The sequence below is a fragment of the Pedobacter humicola genome (genome assembly GCF_056490705.1).
Genome location: NZ_JBWJIG010000004.1, coordinates 305,596 through 323,523, shown reverse-complemented (window position 1 = coordinate 323,523; position 17,928 = coordinate 305,596). Strand labels below are relative to the sequence as shown.

The following is a 17,928-nucleotide window of genomic DNA, read 5'->3' as shown; positions in this document are numbered from 1 at the left end:
AGATTTATGAAGATTCGTTGTAAAAGGAAATGGCTTTTTGTCCTGTTTTTTGGGGCATTTTTGTACTCGTCAACAAGTTTAGCTCAAGTGAATATTGGCTCAGTAGATCCAGGACCATTTACCCCTGGTAGTACGATTGCAGCTCCTTTTATTGTACCTGCAAGCTGTATATCACAGGGCAATCAATTCCAACTTTATCTTTCTGATCAAAATGGAAATTTCGGTACTGAAACACTTATTGGCAGTTATGACGGTTTCTACAGCACCTACGTAAATGGTATAATCCCCTCCGGTATCGTTGCAGGTACGGGCTACAGAGTGAGGGTAAAATCTACTAACCCAAATTCTGTAAGTAATCCTTCTACTCCTTTTGAGGTTAAAGCCGGCGCACCTGTCGAAGCTAAATTAACTTCTAACTATTTAAATGCCAACAATAACGAAATTTTTGGCACATGCCTTAGCAGGCCCGATAATTCTTTTTTCCTTAATAATGAGTCTACAGCGAATAGTATGGTAACCGCTGCGATTACCAACGAATTAAATGGCGGAAGCCCAACGGTGATCAATTTCCCGACCCCAATCCAGCCATTTATTGCTCAACAGGCGCATTATACCATTTATACCAAAGCGGTAATGCCTAATGGTACCGTTGCAACCAAAGCCTACCTGATCATCAATAATAAAACAATAACCGCTTTTGCCAATTCAGGCAATACGGTGGTTTGTTTACCATTAGGCTTATTAACATTTAACGTGGATGTATCCTCAGCTTCGGGTATACAAAACAATTTTCCAGGCGATATTTATACCATCATCTGGGGCGATCAAAGCACCTCAGTGTATACCCTTTGTGAAATAGTGAATGATGGAGGTAAGGTAACGCATCCCTATACAAGATCATCTTGTGGCAGTGTTTCAACATCCAGCGCAGGAACAATTTATAATGCCTTTGATGTATCCATCAATGTATCAAATGCTTTTTGCGGCACCATAGGTACACCTGTTTCTTCTTCGGCCAAGGTAGTGGTAAAACCGATAAACGATTTTGCCTTTAATACGCCCGGCTGTACCAATAGCGATATTACTTTTGTTAACACTTCGCTTTTGGGAGAAAACCCAAATACCAATACACTTGGGTGTACGCCAAATTTGGTAACATATAACTGGTATGTTGATGGGGTGCCGGTAGCGGTAAATAAGCCACATTCTTATAACCTGGTGCATCAATTCTCTTCGCGTGGTCCGCATATTATCCGATTGGAATCCAATAGCTCGGGCGCCTGTAATGCCGATCCTGTAGAACATACCATCTGTATCCAGGATGCGCCTAAGCCAGCATTTAGCCTACCTTCAACTACCATTTGCTCGGGGACTCCATTAAAAGCTTCTGATCTCTCCGTTGTGGATAATATCTGCGAAACTGCCAATAGCTATTTTTGGTCAGTTAACCCGGCAGTAGATTTTACAGGCGGCACAAGCGCAACGAGCAAAGAGCCGGTCTTCAATTTCACTAACCCAGGCACCTATACCATTATCCTAAATATTACGACTCCATCTTGTGGGATCATAGCCAGCCAGCCCCAAACTGTTGTGGTAAATGAAAATCCAACGGCTACACTTTCGCCAGATATTACGCTCTGTAATTTATCTACCTATGATTTTAATACCACCACAACCGGCCCTACTAAAACCTTCATTACAGGTACCACTCAGGATTTAGCGGATACTTATACATGGACAGTAAGCCCTGCCGGAACTGGCACTTATAGCTTTACCGGAGGTACAACGTTAAATTCAAAATATCCTTCTATAAAATTCGACAGCTACGATACTTATACCGTAAAAGTTATCCATAAAAACAATTGTGGCACGGCCGAAGATACCCAAATACTTACTTTTAGCACAGCTCCAGTGGTTAACGCAGGAACAGATCAAAGTATCTGTTTTAATGACCCTAGTTTTGCCCTCAGCGGAACCATATCAGGCGCCACAGTTACACAAAGCTGGATTGGTGGTCAGGGAACATTTACACCTGGCAGAAACGATTTAAATGCTACCTACACGCCGACTGCTGCCGAAAAAACGGCAGGTACCGTTACCCTACAATTAAGGGTAACAACAGCCTTGGCCGCACCCTGTAATCAGATTGATGATGATATTATTTTAAAAATAAAACCCAACATCAGCTTAACAAGTGCAAATAATAAAATCATTTGTACAGGCAATAGCGTGGCGTATACACCAACTTCTGCGGCAACAGGCGTTACCTATACCTGGACCGCTACGGCTACAGCATCGGCTACCGGTTACACCACAAGCGGAACTGGCGATATTAATGATATCATCACCAATACAGACCTTAATATTGACGCGAGCGTTACTTATACCATTATCCCGCATTTAGATGGTTGTGATGGAGCACCCTTTCCATTGGTACTTACCGTTAAACCCAATCCGATTGTAATTCCAACAGCAGCCAAACCAAGCATCTGTAACGCCGCTTCATCAGCCATAACCCTATCTGCAAACCTACCAGCCATCAACTATACTTATACCAGTACGGTAAGCGGTGCAATAACCGGGAATAGCAATAGAACCGTAGCCTCGGCAGATGAACAGATTAACGATATTTTAACCAATTCCGGTACTACATCAGGCACGGTAACTTATACCATTACACCAGTATCTACAAACGGTTGCCCAGGTACACCAGCTACCATCACTATAACAGTTTTACCAAGTGCAACATTGGCAAATGCCGGTGCAGATGAGGCTATCTGTAACGCTACTTCTTATACTTTAAGAGGAAACTCACCAGTAGTAGGTACAGGCAAGTGGACCCTCGTTTTTGCACCTACAACCGTAACATTTACAGATGATACACAGGGCAATACAGCGATTTCTGGTCTGCAGGCAGGAAACACATATATTTTAAGGTGGACAATCGCCGATACAAATTGCTCATCGTCCAGCGATGATGTTCAGATTACCGTTAATCCACTCAGCGTTGGCGGTACAACTACCGGCGATGTAAATGTATGTGCTGGTAACAATGGAGGAAGCATCAATTTAACCGGGCAGGTTGGAAATGTGATCCGTTGGGAAAAATCTATTGATAATGGCATAACCTGGTCTTCCCTTACCTCAACAGCAAACCCTTATGTATTCTCCAACCTTAACATCACTACACAATACAGGGCGGTGGTACAAAGCGGTAGCTGTGCAGAAGCCATATCTACAGCAAGCACCATTACTGTAAATCCGGGAACTGTTGCTGCAAATGCTGGAGCCGATCAAAATTTGTGCAGCGGGAATGGGATTACCTTAAATGGAAATAACCCTTCGCCAAATGCAGGTGTCTGGACAATTGAAACCACACAAACGGGTGTTACGATAACCGAACCTACGCTTTACAACACTACAGTTACCGGTTTAGTTCCCGGACAAACCTATAAATTCAGGTGGACTATTTCAGGTTTCGGTGGCTGCCCGCCATCAATATCAGAAACTACCGTTACTTATTATTCGCCTGTTACCAATAATATCACCGCTCCAGCAGCTCCATTTTGTGCCGGCCAAAACATTACCATTACAGGCGATACACCAACCGGTGGAACAGGTACGTTTGCCTACCAATGGCAAAGCAGTGCAGATGGAAATACCTGGAGCAATGTACCATCGGCAATCAACAAAGATTTGACCTTAATTGTTTCTACCTCAACATACTTCAGAAGGCTGGTTAACAGCACCATTTGTACTTCAATCAGTAATTCGCTACAGATTACTGTTTTACCTGGGCTTACCAATAATACCATCTCTGCTGATCAAAATATCTGTATTGGTGCACCGGCAGTAGCCTTAACGGGTGCTCTGCCCGGTGGTGGCAGTGGTGCGTATATGTATCAATGGCAATCAAGCCTTGACGGCGCAGCCTGGAGCGATATATTGGGCGCAACAGGAATAAGCTTTACACCACCAAGCCCAACCGTTACGATTTATTACAGGCGTTCTGTATCCAGTGGGCCTTGTAGCAATAATTTGAGCAATCAGGTTAAAATAACAGTCAACCCGCATGCCAAAGCAGAAATAATTTATATTAACAATGTTGGCTGTGCGCCTTTCATCTTGAGCTCAAACAATATTTCAGCAACCCTATATCCAGATCGAAATGCCACTTACACTTGGTTCGCCAATAATGTACAAATTGGAACAGGCCCGACTTTTCCTGGCTATACTTTATCAAGCGGAAACCAAACGGTATCGATAAAACTTATTGTTACCAGTAGCTTGGGTTGTAATTCGGACGAGAAAAGCATTGATTTTAGTACCTTACCTGTAATTACACCCTCCTTTGCACAAAGTGTAACAGAAGGCTGTGGTCCCGTTAATGTTACCTTTACCAACACCACTACACCAATTTCGGGGGCTACCTATAAATGGAATTTTGGTAATGGTACAACATCAAATTTGACACAGCCACCAGCAATAACTTTCCAGGCCGACGCCACAGGAAAAGACATTGTTTACGACGTTACGCTGGAAACCACCGTACCATGCGGCCCTCCGATTATAAAAACAGCTACTGTTACGGTACATGCAAAACCTGTTTCTGTATTTTCTCCAGATAAAACCACGGGATGTTCTGATCTTTTGGTAAATTTTAGCAATACCTCTCCTGAAAGCGCAGGCACCACCTACACATATGATTTTGGCGATGGCTCTGCACCAGTTGAAGTTACTGACAGAAGAACAGTAAGCCACACGTTTAGCACACTTGTGGTCAAGGATTTTATAGTTACAATGACGGCTAAAAACGATTGCGGAATAAGTTCTTCAAGTCACGTCATCGTGGTTTCGCCAAATAACGTAATTGCAGAACTGGTGGTAAACGGAAATGAGAAAAAAGGCTGTGCGCCCTTTAAGGTAAATTTCGTGAACAATTCAAGCGGTGCGAATAGGTTTGTTTACACCTTTACCAATGATGACACAGGCGAAATTTCTACTACAGTTTCCAACACAACAGGCATTAATCCATATACTTTTACCAAACCTGGAAAATATACAATCAGACTGGATGCAGAAAACGACTGTTCTAAAAATTTCACCACCGAGACCGTAACCATACTGGCACAACCAACAGCAAGTTTTACGGCCGATAAAACATCGGGATGTACCAATCTTACGGTTAAATTTAAAAACACGAGTGTTGGTGCTGTAGGTTATCTATGGGATTTTGGCGATGGTTCCCCAACCTCAAATGAGTTTGAGCCACAACATACCTACACGGGCTCAAATATGAATTATGCGGTTACCTTAACCACTACAAATGCCCAAACTTGTACCAACACCACTACAATAGCCGATTTTATCCGTATTGTTCCACCAATTGTTGCCACATTCACGGTTACACCAGGCAATGAAACATCCATTCCAAACTATACTTTTGGCTTTAAAGACATCAGCGCAAACGCGGTTAGCTGGGCCTGGACCTTTGGCGACGGATCGGTATCCACTTTGCAAAACCCAAGCCATACCTATGCCAACGAAGGGGTTTATAATGTAACCCTTAAAGTACTGAACAAAGAAGGCTGTTCCTCTACTACTTTCCAATCGGTAAGGATCATTGGCGTACCAGGCTACCTGAACCTTCCCAATTCATTTATGCCGGCAAGTGCGAAAAATGAGATTAAAATTTTTAAAGCAAAGGGTCGTGGCATAAAAGAGTGGCAAATGTCTGTTTTTAATAAATGGGGACAGGTATTGTGGGAAACAAACAAACTAGACGATGGCGCACCATTAGAAGGTTGGGATGGCACTTATAAAGGACAGGAACAACCACAAGGGGTTTACTACTGGAAAGTAGATATAAAATTTACTAATGGAAGCGATTGGAAAGGGGTGACTTATGATTCATCTCCACCCAAAAAAACGGGCGTAATATATTTAATAAGATGATGAGGAGAAGGGTAATATTATTTTTGTTTGTGATGGTACTGCCACTGATTGGTGTGGCGCAGGATCATATTTATTCGCAGTTTTATAATTCCCCGATTTATCTAAATCCGGCTTTAACCGGTCAGTTTGAGGGCGATATCAGGTTTAATGCACTTTACCGCAACCAATGGACGGGCCTGGCAAGTGATTATTCGTATATGACCGCATCCGGCGACCTTAATCTACGGAGCATAAATAGCGGTATTGGAATCATTTTTAACCGGAGCAGCGAGGGCACAGCTTATCTGGTGAAAAATAATATTGCAGTAAGCTATGCTTATATTATCGGAGGCGACGACTTTGCATTGTCGTTTGGATTGCAAGGTGGCATCACGAATCAAAAATTAAACTGGGATAAATTGGTCTTCGGCGACCAGATCGATATCAATACCGGATATATTCCCGGAAGTATTTCTGGTGCCGAGCGGCCAAGTGTAGATAGCCGGTTCTATTTTGATGCCAATGCAGGCGCAAACCTCGTGGTGGGAAAATTTATGGTGGGGCTTGCAGCACACCATCTTAACCGCCCGGACGAATCGCTCTCGGGTTTTCAGGCGAAATTACCCATGCGCATTTCAGGGAATTTAAGTTATAAACTCACCCTGGTGCCCGATGAGTACGATCGCGACGGAAATTACCTCATTCCTTCCATTGTTGCTTACAAACAGGGCAATGTGAAATCTTTCAGTATAGGTATGCAATATAAATATGCCGGAATAAATGCAGGGATCTGGTACCGCAACGACGGCACTTCTCATGGGAGTGATGCTATCGTCTTTTCTGTGATCTTTGATATTTTCAACAGGCGTACCAACGGCGAAAAATTCAGATTGGGTATCAGTCATGATGCAACAACTTCCAAAATCAATTACACCAATACCAGTGGAACATCAGAGATTGGCGTAGGTTATGAAAAATATTTTCCGAATAGCTCAAATGGTGGTAGGGCAAATGGCTTAAGATGTTATGATTTTTATTAATTTGCCTTTAATAATTAAAGGCAATGGACGATATCTTAGATAAAACGCATTTCATTACACAGAGTGAAATCAATAAATTTTTATTGGCTACGCTGCTTTGTGGTATAATCGGCGCTGAACGCGAATATAGAAGTAAATCCGCCGGACTAAAAACCATGATGATGATTGGTTTAGGCGCTACGTTATTTACCATTTTATCAATCAAAATCGGCCCAACCAGTCAGGACCGTATTGCCTCGAATATTGTTACCGGAATCGGCTTTTTAGGTGCCGGGGTAATTTTTAAGGAAGAAAACCGCGTTAAAGGCCTCACCACTGCCTGTATTATCTGGATTGTTGCCGCTATTGGCATGGCCGTTGGCTCGGGCTATTATGAACAGGCCGTAGGTGTTACCATCGTCGTGTTATTGGCACTTATTATTTTCCCCTTTTTAGAAGAAATCGGCGACCGGCGTTTTACCAAGAGAATTTACCGCATTGTTAAAAAGCAACACGTGCACGGCGACTTAGAAAGCTATGAAGAAGTTTTTCGCGAGAGTAAACTGAAACCACAACGCGGCAAACACCAATTGGTTGATAACATCATCACCGGAAACTGGGTAGCTACCGGAACGCCACAAAACCATCAGAAGTTTGTGGAGCGTATGCTTAAGGATGATGATATTATAGAGTTTGATTTTTAACAGCAGCAAAAAGATCTACTTTCCTTTGCTGTAATGCGACTTTTTTAACTTCTACCACAATGGTATCCGACCAAAGGTCGTGCCATGGTGTGCAGGGATTACCCAATGCACTAAAGGCAATAAAGGGTACAGCCCTGACCATATTCCGTATAAATACCTTTTGAAAAGTGATGTCGCTACCGTTGGCGTTTACAGCCCTTGTTCCTGTAATTAATTTACCTAAAGATCTTCCATTAAACATGGCCTCTGTTATAAACATCACAAGCCCATAAATTAACAGGAAAATTAAGCGTCCCGATAACCCATCAAAACCATTTAAAAATTTCGGCCTGCTCATTCCGAAAATCATGATAACACCAAATGCAAGGATATATAAAACAACTAAATCGATCAGGTAATTGGCAAACCGCTTGAATGTAGTGGCGCGACAGTCGTCTAGATTAAGGACTTGGTACTGATGATTGAGGTTCATAATGGAGCGTTTAAATCAACTATTTTCAAGGTAAAATATTTTCACAAGGAGTCAAAATTAATTTATCCAAAATCATAAAACAATCATAGCTTTGTGTAACTATATTCATAATGATCAAGGAACAGATTTCAGTTTTCGATATTTTTAAAATAGGCATTGGCCCATCCAGTTCACATACCCTAGGCCCTTGGCGCGCTGCCCAACAATTTACAGCTTCACTTGCTCAAAACAAATTGATTGATGATGTAGAAGGCATAAAAATATTGCTTTATGGATCACTTGCCAAAACAGGCAAAGGCCACGGAACAGATGTAGCGATCCTGCTTGGCCTGACAGGGGCGGATCCTGTAACTTTTGATGTGGATGCTGTTACACCAACCTTCGAAAACATCCAAAAGGATCAGAAACTAAATCTTGCCAATCATTTAATGATCGATTTCGATTACAATAACGATTTGCTTTTCCTTTTTGCCGAAAGCTTGCCTTTTCACCCCAATGCAGTTACTTTTCAGGCATTTTTAAAGAATGGGAAAGCATTTTCAGAAACCTATTACTCTATTGGCGGTGGTTTTGTGGTGAAAGAAGGGGAAGACAATAGTAAAAAAGCTCAGGTAGATTTACCCTTTCCGGTAGAAAAAGCAAAAGAGCTTTTACACTGGTGTCTCTCTACCGGTTTAAAAGTAAGTGAAATCGTGATGGAAAACGAATTGGCCTGGAGAACAGAAGCGGAAACAAAAAGGGGCATCTTACAACATTTCGCGGTTATGCGCGATTGTATTTACCGTGGCTGCCACACTACTGGTTTTCTTCCCGGCGGCTTAAATGTTGCACGAAGGGCTTTCCCTTTAAACAAACGTTTAATGGCTAAAAGCGACTATTCAAACTATGATACCTGGGTAGAAGCGATTAGAAAAGGCGGAAATGGTTTCAATTATACTTTAGACTGGGTAAGCTGTTTTGCTTTGGCCGTTAATGAAGAAAATGCTTCTTTTGGCCGGGTGGTAACTGCCCCTACCAATGGTGCCGCAGGGGTAATTCCAGCTGTACTACAATATTTTATTACTTTTTGCGATGGTTATAGTGAAGAAAAAATCATCCAGTTTATTGCCTGCGCTTCTGAGATAGGCAGTATTTTCAAAAAAGGAGCTACAATATCAGCTGCGATGGGCGGCTGTCAGGCCGAAATTGGCGTTTCCTCTGCCATGGCTGCCGCCGCATTAACCGAATGTTTAGGTGGTTCGCAAAGGCAGGTTTTAATGGCCGCAGAAATTGCCATGGAGCATCATTTGGGCCTAACCTGCGATCCGATCGGTGGTTTGGTGCAGATTCCTTGTATCGAAAGAAATACCATGGGCGCAATCAAGGCCATTACAGCAAGTCAGTTGGCGTTACAAAGCAATCCTGATAAGGCAAAAGTAAGTTTGGATGCGGTAGTAAATACCATGTGGGAAACCGCCCTGGATATGAACGCCAAATACAAAGAAACATCCGATGGAGGCTTAGCAACCAATATTCCAATCAGTTTACCGGAGTGTTAAGGGTTGTAATTAACCTACATTCTTTAGAGCAGGGGAAGAAATTTTGCAGCTTTTTTTGTGGTATTAAACCGCAAAGAACTCTGAGGTTTTTGCAAAGCGCGCAAAGAGATGATGTAAAATAGACAAAGGAAAGGAGACATCTGGAATTAAATTAAAGCCCTTATCTCTGTGTTCATCCCTTTTATCTGTAGTTAAACCTCCGTGTGCTTCGTGCCTTCTCTCCCCGATCTCTGCGAACCTAAATCCAACCTGAATAAGTCAACACCAGCCACCATAAACCAGTGGTAATAAACGAAAGCAATATCCCAATTCCAACCACCAAATTGGAAAGCTTCGGATTAAGGTTATACTGGTCGGCTACTACACCTGCAGTTAACAACGTTGGCATGGCCATCTCAAAAATAGTGATTTTGGTGATCGTTCCGCTCATACCCAAAACAATTGCAACAAGCAATACCACCAAAGGTGCCAAAATCAGTTTATACAATAGCGCAAAGCTGATGTGTTTCAGTTCGCCAAACCAGCCTCCAAATTTTAACTGCAAGCCGATCGAAAACAGAGCCAGCGGACCAACAGTTCCGGCCAGCTTATCAAACAATGGATCGAGCGCAGAAACATCAATAAAGTGTGGAATGCTTAATGCCAGAACGCAACCAATAAGCGGAGGAAAGGTCAAAACTTTTTTAAACACCAGTTTCGGGCTTAACTTTTGATTTTGCGACGAGCGGATGGCCACAATAATGCCTATGGTAGATAAAAGCGTAAAGGTAACCTGATCGCAGATGATGGCTATAGCCAGTTCTTTTTCGCTAAAATAGGCTACAATTAATGGAAAGCCCACAAAGGATGTATTGCTTAAAGAACTGGTGAGTTTTAATCCACCCGAAGTTGCTTTGCTGATATTGGTGATGCGACTATATATCGTAATAAATAACCACCCAGCTAACCATATGCATACTGGCGCAAAGGCAGGGAACAACAGATCTTTAGTCCAGGTAATATGGGGCAGATATTTAAACGAAACTGCGGGTAATGCAACGTAAATAATCCAGGCATTGATGCCTTTGTGTGCATCTTTGGGCAGCGACTTACTTTTTCTGTAAAGAATTCCCGCTAAAATACATAAACCAATAAGAATAAAGTTTGCCATCGAGTGGTGCAAAGATAATCTATAAAAGAAAAACGCCAATAAGAATTGTACTTATGGCGTTTCGAATCATTTAAGCAGAAGGTTTTGGCTTTTTCTTTTTGTGCCAAACCTTTTTCTTGCCGTTATGCTGAGGTCTTTTTTCCTCCACATGTGTAATTTCCATTGCAGCTATACTTTCTGGTAGAGGCATGCGCGGAACTTCTTTTTCGATTAACTTTTCAATATTATCGAACTTACGTTTATCCCTTCCATTTACCAAAGTAATTGCCGTTCCTTTTGTGGCGGCCCTTGCGGTACGGCCAATACGGTGTACATAATCGGCCGGATCACCGGGAACATCGTAATTGATGACCAAGTCGATTCCTTCCACATCAATCCCGCGGGATAGCACATCTGTTCCGATCAAAATTGGTAACCTGCGGTTTTTGAAAGCCAATAAAATATCTTCGCGTTCTTTCTGACCCAAATCAGAATGAAAAGCTTCGGCTTTAATGCCCAGTCCTTTAAAAGTTTTGTATAACGCTTTTACCTTTTCTTTAGTAGATACAAAAATGATACTGCTTTTGTATTGTCCGCTTTTAAAAATTTCGGTTAATAAAGCTTGTTTCTGTTGATCGTGAATATTGTAAGCCTGTTGATCAATCCCTTCGGCAGGTTTCGCAATTGAAATGGTAATCTGCTTTGGTTCGTGCAAAATCTTACCCGCCATTGTTCTTATTTTTGGCGCCATTGTAGCCGAGAACAAAAGGGTTTGTCTTTTCTTTGGCAGGTAGCTAATAATGCGGATAATGTCATCGTAAAAGCCCATGTCCAACATTCTATCTGCTTCATCTAAAATTAAATGCTGCAGATGCTCCAATTTCAGCACGCCAGACGATAAGTGTGCCATTAACCTGCCAGGAGTAGCAATAATAATATCTACTCCATCACGCATCGAGCGTTTTTGTTGCTCGTAGGCAATACCATCTCCCCCACCGTATACCGCCAAAGAACTGATATTGGTAAAATAAGCCAGCGCTTCTACCTGCAAATCAATCTGTTGAGCAAGTTCGCGTGTGGGCGCCAAAATCAGGGTATTGTTATGTCTGTCAGCAGCTTTGCTAATTTTATCCATTACGGGTAAAAGATAGCTGGCGGTTTTTCCAGTTCCGGTTTGCGCACAGGCAATCAGATCATGGTTGTCTAAAATTACCGGAATAGCTTGTTCTTGTATTGGAGTAGCGCTTTTATACCCCATGGCCATCAAGCCTTCGTATAAATCGGGGTTAAAATTAAAGTCGTTAAAATTCAATCTATTGTGTTTATGTCTTTTAGCAAAAGTACCTTAAAATACGGCGAATAGCAAACTGCATTTTAATATAGGTCCGGTTTAACCTTTTTGAAAGCAAATATGATCTGTTTTTATGCATTGCCATAAAAAAAGCCCCAACTGTTATAAACAATTGGGGCCTGGAAATTATAATAGACGAAACTTAGTCTACCAGAATATCTTTTTCTGGTGTATTCGTTTCAGGGTTTTTAGGTAACGTAACCTTCAAAATTCCGTCAGCGTAACGGGCTGAAATATTTTCGGATAAAACCTTTCCGTTTAAACCGAAAGCCCTTTCAAAACTTCCGTTGCTGTATTCCCTACGGCTATACCTTTTAGCCGCATCAGCTTCTTCTTCAACCTGGTAAGAGATCGTTAATATATCATCTTTGGTAACTACCTTTAAGTTTTCCTTAACCAGGGCTGGTGCAAAAAGTTCGATAATAAAGCTGCTTTCTGTTTCTTCGATGTTAACGGGTACTTTTCTAAAGCCCTGGTTAAACATTCCAAATTTGTGATGACCAAAAGGCCCGGCAAAGTGTCTTCCAAATCTTCCTTCTTCTGAGCCAAAACGGCTATGCATCTTGCCCGAATGGCATCTATGTTTGTTGTACATGATATTAATTTTAATTGTTATTATTTATTCATTGGCAAAAAGCCAATATTTTAATTGTAAACCGCCTGCTCGGTTTTTGATATGCCCAGTAGCTGGGTAATGATATTTTGATAAGGGTATGATGGAGAAAAAATGGCATAATCAAACTTCAAGCCTCTGATCTGAACCAAAATATCATCTATAAATTTCATCGGCTCAAGCAATGCGCTGATCAACCCCGATTTGGGTATCTCCTCTTCCCCGGCGATTTCCTTGTCTCCAAAAATATTTAAATCCTGCGTGTAAGCTTTAAAATCAGCACCAATTTCCTCTATAGGGCCTTTAAACTCCTTCGAACTGAAAAGGGTTACCTTCTCTCCTTTGGTTATCAGCTCATTTGCCATGCCTAAAATCGGACGAACATCAGCTTGAGATGGATCGCTTAAAAAAAGTACCTGTGACATGATCTTATCTGTTTATTTTATATATACTGTCAATTGGCTTAATTATGGTATCATCCGTTTTTCTGTTGTGATGACTGAAACTATGGTTCTTATCATGCCCTTGCTGACAATCATCATGATAATGCCTGTTTTTGAAATCCAACCGGTCGGGGTATCCATTCTGAACAGCCAATACATTTAAGCTGTAAAAAGTTCCTGCTGCTACGGCAAGAGCCAATAATATTCTAAATGTTCTCATGGCGGTTAATAATTTACGTTAATGTTATGCACTGTTCCATTGCCCTGTACGTTTGGCCTGTACCATTGGTTATCGATCGGTACAATTGGATTGTAATGATTTTCGAATCCATTAAAGCGATTGTGGAAACGGTAATGTCTTCTACCGATAAAAAACCTGAACACGAAACCGATCAGCAAAATGGCAAATATGAATTTGAATACAAATGGTATGAAGAAAGCGGCTGCACCGAGTACAATCCCGAATCCTATGGTTTTTAATATTTTTTTCATCTCCTTATAATTTTATATGCGGTAATCAACTCACCATAAGCGATTTGACAACCAGCACTGTTGTTTTTGTTATTTATATAGGAAGACGGAACAGCTTTATTTTTACTTTAAATTATTTTGATTTTTTTATTTTTTAAGGATTTTCTTTCGTGGGGTCATCCTGAGCCTAGGCGAAGGATCTTTTGAGGGCTGTGTTTAATCGCTCATGGATTCTACGCGCTGTTCAGAATGTCGGCATAATAAAAAGCCCCGACATTTGTCGAGGCTCTTTATTATTCCTTATTGCGGTGGTGGCCCCATCCGCCACATCTCCTTTTATATTCTTCTTTAAATTTAATTCTTTCTTCTTCGTTCATGGTTTCCCACTTGGCACGCATGCTCCTGGCCCGCTCACGGAAACCGTTATGCCCATCATGGCCACCCTTTTTAAAATTGCCAAAGAGCAACCGGCACAGCACCAATAAACCAAGCGCCTGCCAATAATTTAATTTGCCTGCATGTGCCACTTCAGGTAAAATCGAATTCCATAAAAACATAACCACATAACCCAATACCGCTGCTATAAGCACCGCTACGGGTAAAAAGAAAATAAATTTCTTGCGCCGATTAAAATTTCTATTCATCATGTCTGCAAATTTAATAGTTAATAAATTCCTGATATAAATTTTGTAAGCGGTTACGCAGGTGTTTTACCGCATAACCCTTTCTTGATATTAATGTTTTGATGTTCTCTCCGCTTTCATCCGCCAGTTCCTGAAAAGTGCGTTCTTCCAATTCGTTCTGAACAAAAACGTAGCGTTGATTTTCGGGCAATTCCTCAAGGGCCAGAAACAATTGATCCCAGAATAATTTTTTTAAACTCTCTTCTTCCGGCGAGAAGGATTCGGCAAGTAAAATTTCCTTAAAATTGATTTCACCATCTTCACCTTCAAAAGTGAAATCCTCTAACGATTCTTCCTTTTGCTTCCTGTATTTATCGGTAATTTTATTTCTGGCTACCCGATAAAGCCAGCCGCTGATCTGCTCAATGGCACCAGCTTCAGGCTGGTTGCTCAACTGAAACCAAACATCCTGCAAAATATCTTCCGCATCCTCATCCGTATTCACCCGGCCACGGATGAAACTGAATAAGCGTTTACCATAATTGGCAACTGTTGAAATGATATTTTGAGGTTCGTTTGTTGGCACTAAATCTTGCTTAATAATCCGGTAAACGGATGAAACTCAATATTACTTTAAAATTTCTTTATTTTTTTCGGAATACTGATGTTTTTCAGCAAAATCAATTGATTTTTAACGATTTACCCCTAATGGCCTTTTTTGAGTAATGCCTGGTACAGCTTATGGTATGTTGGTGTTGAAATGCCCAATTTCTCCGATTCACGCACAACATAACCGGTTAAGTATTCCAGTTCTGTTTCCGGTTTTTTATTCATATAATCGCGGTGCATCGATGAGGTAACTTCGTAAGGCATTGACCCCATTGCGTGCAGTGTTTTATCAGAAATTTCTTCGCTAATGGTTATTCCTTTGGCAAGCGCCAGATTTTTCACTTCTGCAATTAAACTCAAAACAGTATCAAGATTTTCGTCAAGCACTTTTCCAATAGGAGTATCGAAATAAGAGGTAGCAGTAGCTGTAGGTGAAATAAATATAAACTTCTCCCAGATTGCGGTCGAGATTTGATCAGATACGGTTAGCTCCAGGCCTGCATTGACCATGAGCTCCCTGAGATATAAAATCCCATCATTAAGTGTACCATCTACACCAAAAGATAGCTTCTGGACATTCCCAGAATTTTCGATCAGCCCGGGAGACTTAATCTTGGAAACGATAAATGCACAGCCTTTTAAAACATTTGCCGTAGGTAGAATCTCTAAAATTTCATCACTGGCACTTATGCCGTTTAAAAGTGGCAATAATATGGTTTTATGATGGATTAAGGGTTTTAACTTTTCGATGGTCTGTTTTAAATCGTAACTTTTTGTACAGATGATGATGTAGTCGGCCAGGCCTATTTTGCTATAATCATCGGTAGCTAAATGCGGTTTCGTGATGAAGCTTTCGTTACCATCAACTATAGTAAGGCCGTTTCTTTGTATCTCCTCTAAGTGTTCGCCTCGGGCAACAAAAATAATTTCCACCTCATTGCCACTATTATATTTCTTAGCCAATAAGCCACCAAAATAACCACCTACGCCACCAATCCCTACAATAACAATTCTTGTTTTATTTCGCATGATACACAGACTATTTTAAAGCTCCGGTTGGATGAGTTCCCTTATCCACTACCGTTTTAATCTTCCCGTCTAAATCAGAAACATATATTTTGTGCTGTGTAAAAGGTTTTTCGGCGCCGCTGTAGAAAATCCGATCATCGGCCGTCACAAAAACATAAGGTACATTGATGCCTTTTGGCGAAATCCGCGTTACTTTTTTAGTGGCTAAATCCAACAAGTAAACCGCCTCGCCTGGCCCCGTTAATCCGTCTAAAACATCGTTATTCCCTGCGTTGAATATCAACTTTTGTCCGTCTTTTGTATAAAAGAAACGGTTACTGCTCGCAATCGAAAAATCTTTACCAATTAAACCTGCAATCGGTTTGGTATCGATCAATTTTCCAGAAAGGTCAAAAGTGTACAGGTTATTAAGATCCTGCCCAATGATTTCTTTTTCATTTTTCCAGGTTGGTGAATAAACATTGATCTTAGATGCGCTATCCAGCATGACATATCCTGAATTATCAGTCTTAATTACGCCTATTTTCCAAAGATTTTTGCTGTTAAAAATATTGAAAGCGATGGCATTCCCATCTGCCGACCACATGGCCTGATAGTAGTTATTGTTATTGACCTGCAATTTCCCCTGGCTTTTATTTTCCATATCGGCAACCCAGATTGATCTATGGCCTACAGAATCGCTAAGGGTATAAGCCAGTTTATTACCATCCGGAGAGATTGCAGGATCTGTAGCGCCACCGAATGAAATCTGTTTCATCGTATCGATACTCGTTGCAACAATTTTATCGCCATCCTGATAAGCCAAAGCAAAATTTTTATTGCTTAAAGAAACGGTATCTAAAACGGCTTTGTTTGTATTATCGTCTGATTTATTGCTATTGCAAGCGGTAAATACAACTAAAATGGCAATGTAAACTAAGGCAAATGGTTTATGGAACTTCATCATGTGCAATTTTACAAATAGTTTTTGTGCCTATGGCCCAGAAAGCAATGAAATGACTACATTTTACCTGCCGTCAACTTTTCGCCTTGGTTCGTGTCTCCACGAACAGATTAACCGATTAAATCTTTTTCTTATCCGCGTAACCGAATACTTTTTGCAATAAGGTTGTACTTCTTGAACTTAAATTGCCCCTGATTTTTAATTCTTCTTTGGCAACCTCAACAAATAAACCATCTATTGCTTTCTGTGTTACGTATTCTGTTAGGTTTGTATTTACAGGCTTTACCAAAGGCAAACGGTTATATTGTGTAGTTAAATCGCTGTAATATTTAGTGGCATTTACCTTACTTAAACTTGCTGTTACAATCGGGCTAAACTTTTGCATCAACTGTGAAGTGGTTACTCTTTTAAAATATTCTGTAGCTGCATCACTGTTTCCTAAAAGAATATTGGTAGCATCGGTTAAAGTCATCTGTTTAATTGCAGAGATAAAAATAGGCTTAGCCTCTGTAGCGGCATCTTCAGCGGCACGGTTTAAGCTCACAATTACATTATCGCAAAGTTTGTTCAAGCCTATACTACGCAATGTTTTTTCAACTTTTTGTGCTTCAGGCGGCATCAGGATTTTAACCGCAAGGTTACCTAAAAACCCATCTTTAACCGAAAGCCGATCTGCCCCCGCAGAAACCCCGATCTGTAAAGCCTCCTTAATCCCCTGCCCTATTTCTAAAGTGGATGGCGTTCCACTTGTCGCTGTTGATGTGCCTTGTTTCTGGGTTACTTTTTTAAATATATCGCTCAGTTTAATCTGTGCACTAACATTGGAGCTTCCCAATGCCAGCATGGCGATCGATGCCGTTAAAATATGAATTCTTTTCATTTTGTGTGTTTAATCATAATTAGCAAAACAGCTGCCATTTTTCATTACTGCTCAAATATAAGCCTTTGCAAATGGCAACCATGTTAAACCGTTTAAAAAGAATGTTACGATAAGGAATTTTATCTTTTAAAAGCCCTAAAAAATTAGTTTATGTCCCATCACTCAGAAAT

The 17,928-nt window shown here is 41.0% G+C and carries 16 protein-coding genes; 4 read left to right on the top strand and 12 right to left on the bottom strand.

Annotated elements, in window-relative coordinates; genetic code table 11:
• The first annotated feature begins 6 nt into the window (after positions 1 to 6).
• From AC04Q1_RS09360 to AC04Q1_RS09350, 3 genes are read left to right on the top strand one after another with little or no spacing between them, the layout of a single operon-like run.
• On the top strand, positions 7 to 5,955 hold the full coding sequence (locus tag AC04Q1_RS09360; RefSeq protein WP_478363954.1) for a PKD domain-containing protein: 5,949 nt from the start codon (positions 7 to 9) through the stop codon (positions 5,953 to 5,955).
• Positions 5,952 to 6,974, top strand: coding sequence for a PorP/SprF family type IX secretion system membrane protein (locus AC04Q1_RS09355; RefSeq protein WP_478363952.1), 1,023 nt, complete (start codon positions 5,952 to 5,954; stop codon positions 6,972 to 6,974). The genes AC04Q1_RS09360 and AC04Q1_RS09355 overlap by 4 nt, the downstream gene beginning before the upstream one ends.
• A gap of 23 nt (positions 6,975 to 6,997) precedes the next feature.
• Complete coding sequence (locus AC04Q1_RS09350) at positions 6,998 to 7,657, top strand: MgtC/SapB family protein (protein ID WP_478363950.1); 660 nt, start codon at positions 6,998 to 7,000, stop codon at positions 7,655 to 7,657.
• On the opposite strand, the gene AC04Q1_RS09345 is transcribed toward AC04Q1_RS09350, so the two are convergent.
• Positions 7,638 to 8,129, bottom strand: coding sequence for an RDD family protein (locus AC04Q1_RS09345; protein ID WP_478363948.1), 492 nt, complete (start codon positions 8,127 to 8,129; stop codon positions 7,638 to 7,640). The two genes, AC04Q1_RS09350 and AC04Q1_RS09345, sit on opposite strands and share 20 nt — an antisense overlap.
• Positions 8,130 to 8,239: 110 nt before the next feature.
• Here AC04Q1_RS09345 and AC04Q1_RS09340 point away from each other — a divergent pair, with 110 nt between their 5' ends.
• Complete coding sequence (locus tag AC04Q1_RS09340) at positions 8,240 to 9,667, top strand: L-serine ammonia-lyase (RefSeq protein WP_478363946.1); 1,428 nt, start codon at positions 8,240 to 8,242, stop codon at positions 9,665 to 9,667.
• 238 nt (positions 9,668 to 9,905) lie between these two features.
• Here the strand turns inward: AC04Q1_RS09340 and AC04Q1_RS09335 are convergent, their stop codons facing one another.
• The 11 genes from AC04Q1_RS09335 to AC04Q1_RS09285 all read right to left on the bottom strand — a co-directional run bounded on the left by AC04Q1_RS09335 (position 9,906) and on the right by AC04Q1_RS09285 (position 17,758).
• Positions 9,906 to 10,817, bottom strand: coding sequence for an AEC family transporter (locus tag AC04Q1_RS09335; RefSeq protein ID WP_478363944.1), 912 nt, complete (start codon positions 10,815 to 10,817; stop codon positions 9,906 to 9,908).
• Positions 10,818 to 10,887: 70 nt separating this feature from the next.
• Positions 10,888 to 12,108 carry a DEAD/DEAH box helicase gene (locus AC04Q1_RS09330; protein WP_478363942.1) on the bottom strand — a complete coding sequence of 407 codons (1,221 nt, stop codon included), beginning with the start codon at positions 12,106 to 12,108 and terminating at the stop codon, positions 10,888 to 10,890.
• Positions 12,109 to 12,289: 181 nt separating this feature from the next.
• Positions 12,290 to 12,742 (bottom strand): Hsp20/alpha crystallin family protein, encoded by a 453-nt coding sequence (locus AC04Q1_RS09325; RefSeq protein ID WP_478363940.1) that lies wholly within the window; start codon positions 12,740 to 12,742, stop codon positions 12,290 to 12,292.
• Between the two features lie 50 nt (positions 12,743 to 12,792).
• On the bottom strand, positions 12,793 to 13,185 hold the full coding sequence (locus tag AC04Q1_RS09320; protein ID WP_478363938.1) for a hypothetical protein: 393 nt from the start codon (positions 13,183 to 13,185) through the stop codon (positions 12,793 to 12,795).
• Positions 13,186 to 13,189: 4 nt separating this feature from the next.
• The gene (locus AC04Q1_RS09315; protein ID WP_478363936.1) at positions 13,190 to 13,423 is read right to left on the bottom strand and encodes a hypothetical protein; all 234 of its coding nucleotides are present in this window, start codon (positions 13,421 to 13,423) and stop codon (positions 13,190 to 13,192) included.
• Positions 13,424 to 13,428: 5 nt separating this feature from the next.
• Entirely contained in the window at positions 13,429 to 13,695 is a 267-nt protein-coding gene (locus tag AC04Q1_RS09310) for a hypothetical protein (RefSeq protein WP_478363934.1), read from the bottom strand.
• A gap of 272 nt (positions 13,696 to 13,967) precedes the next feature.
• The gene (locus AC04Q1_RS09305; protein WP_478363932.1) at positions 13,968 to 14,321 is read right to left on the bottom strand and encodes a hypothetical protein; all 354 of its coding nucleotides are present in this window, start codon (positions 14,319 to 14,321) and stop codon (positions 13,968 to 13,970) included.
• Between the two features lie 10 nt (positions 14,322 to 14,331).
• The gene (locus AC04Q1_RS09300) at positions 14,332 to 14,883 is read right to left on the bottom strand and encodes an RNA polymerase sigma factor (protein WP_307524385.1); all 552 of its coding nucleotides are present in this window, start codon (positions 14,881 to 14,883) and stop codon (positions 14,332 to 14,334) included.
• 119 nt (positions 14,884 to 15,002) lie between these two features.
• Positions 15,003 to 15,935 (bottom strand): ketopantoate reductase family protein, encoded by a 933-nt coding sequence (locus tag AC04Q1_RS09295; RefSeq protein WP_478363930.1) that lies wholly within the window; start codon positions 15,933 to 15,935, stop codon positions 15,003 to 15,005.
• Positions 15,936 to 15,945: 10 nt separating this feature from the next.
• The gene (locus AC04Q1_RS09290) at positions 15,946 to 16,881 is read right to left on the bottom strand and encodes a hypothetical protein (RefSeq protein WP_478363928.1); all 936 of its coding nucleotides are present in this window, start codon (positions 16,879 to 16,881) and stop codon (positions 15,946 to 15,948) included.
• Between the two features lie 115 nt (positions 16,882 to 16,996).
• Positions 16,997 to 17,758, bottom strand: a complete 762-nt coding sequence (locus tag AC04Q1_RS09285) for a DUF4197 domain-containing protein (RefSeq protein WP_478363926.1) — start codon at positions 17,756 to 17,758, stop codon at positions 16,997 to 16,999.
• Positions 17,759 to 17,928 lie beyond the last annotated feature (170 nt).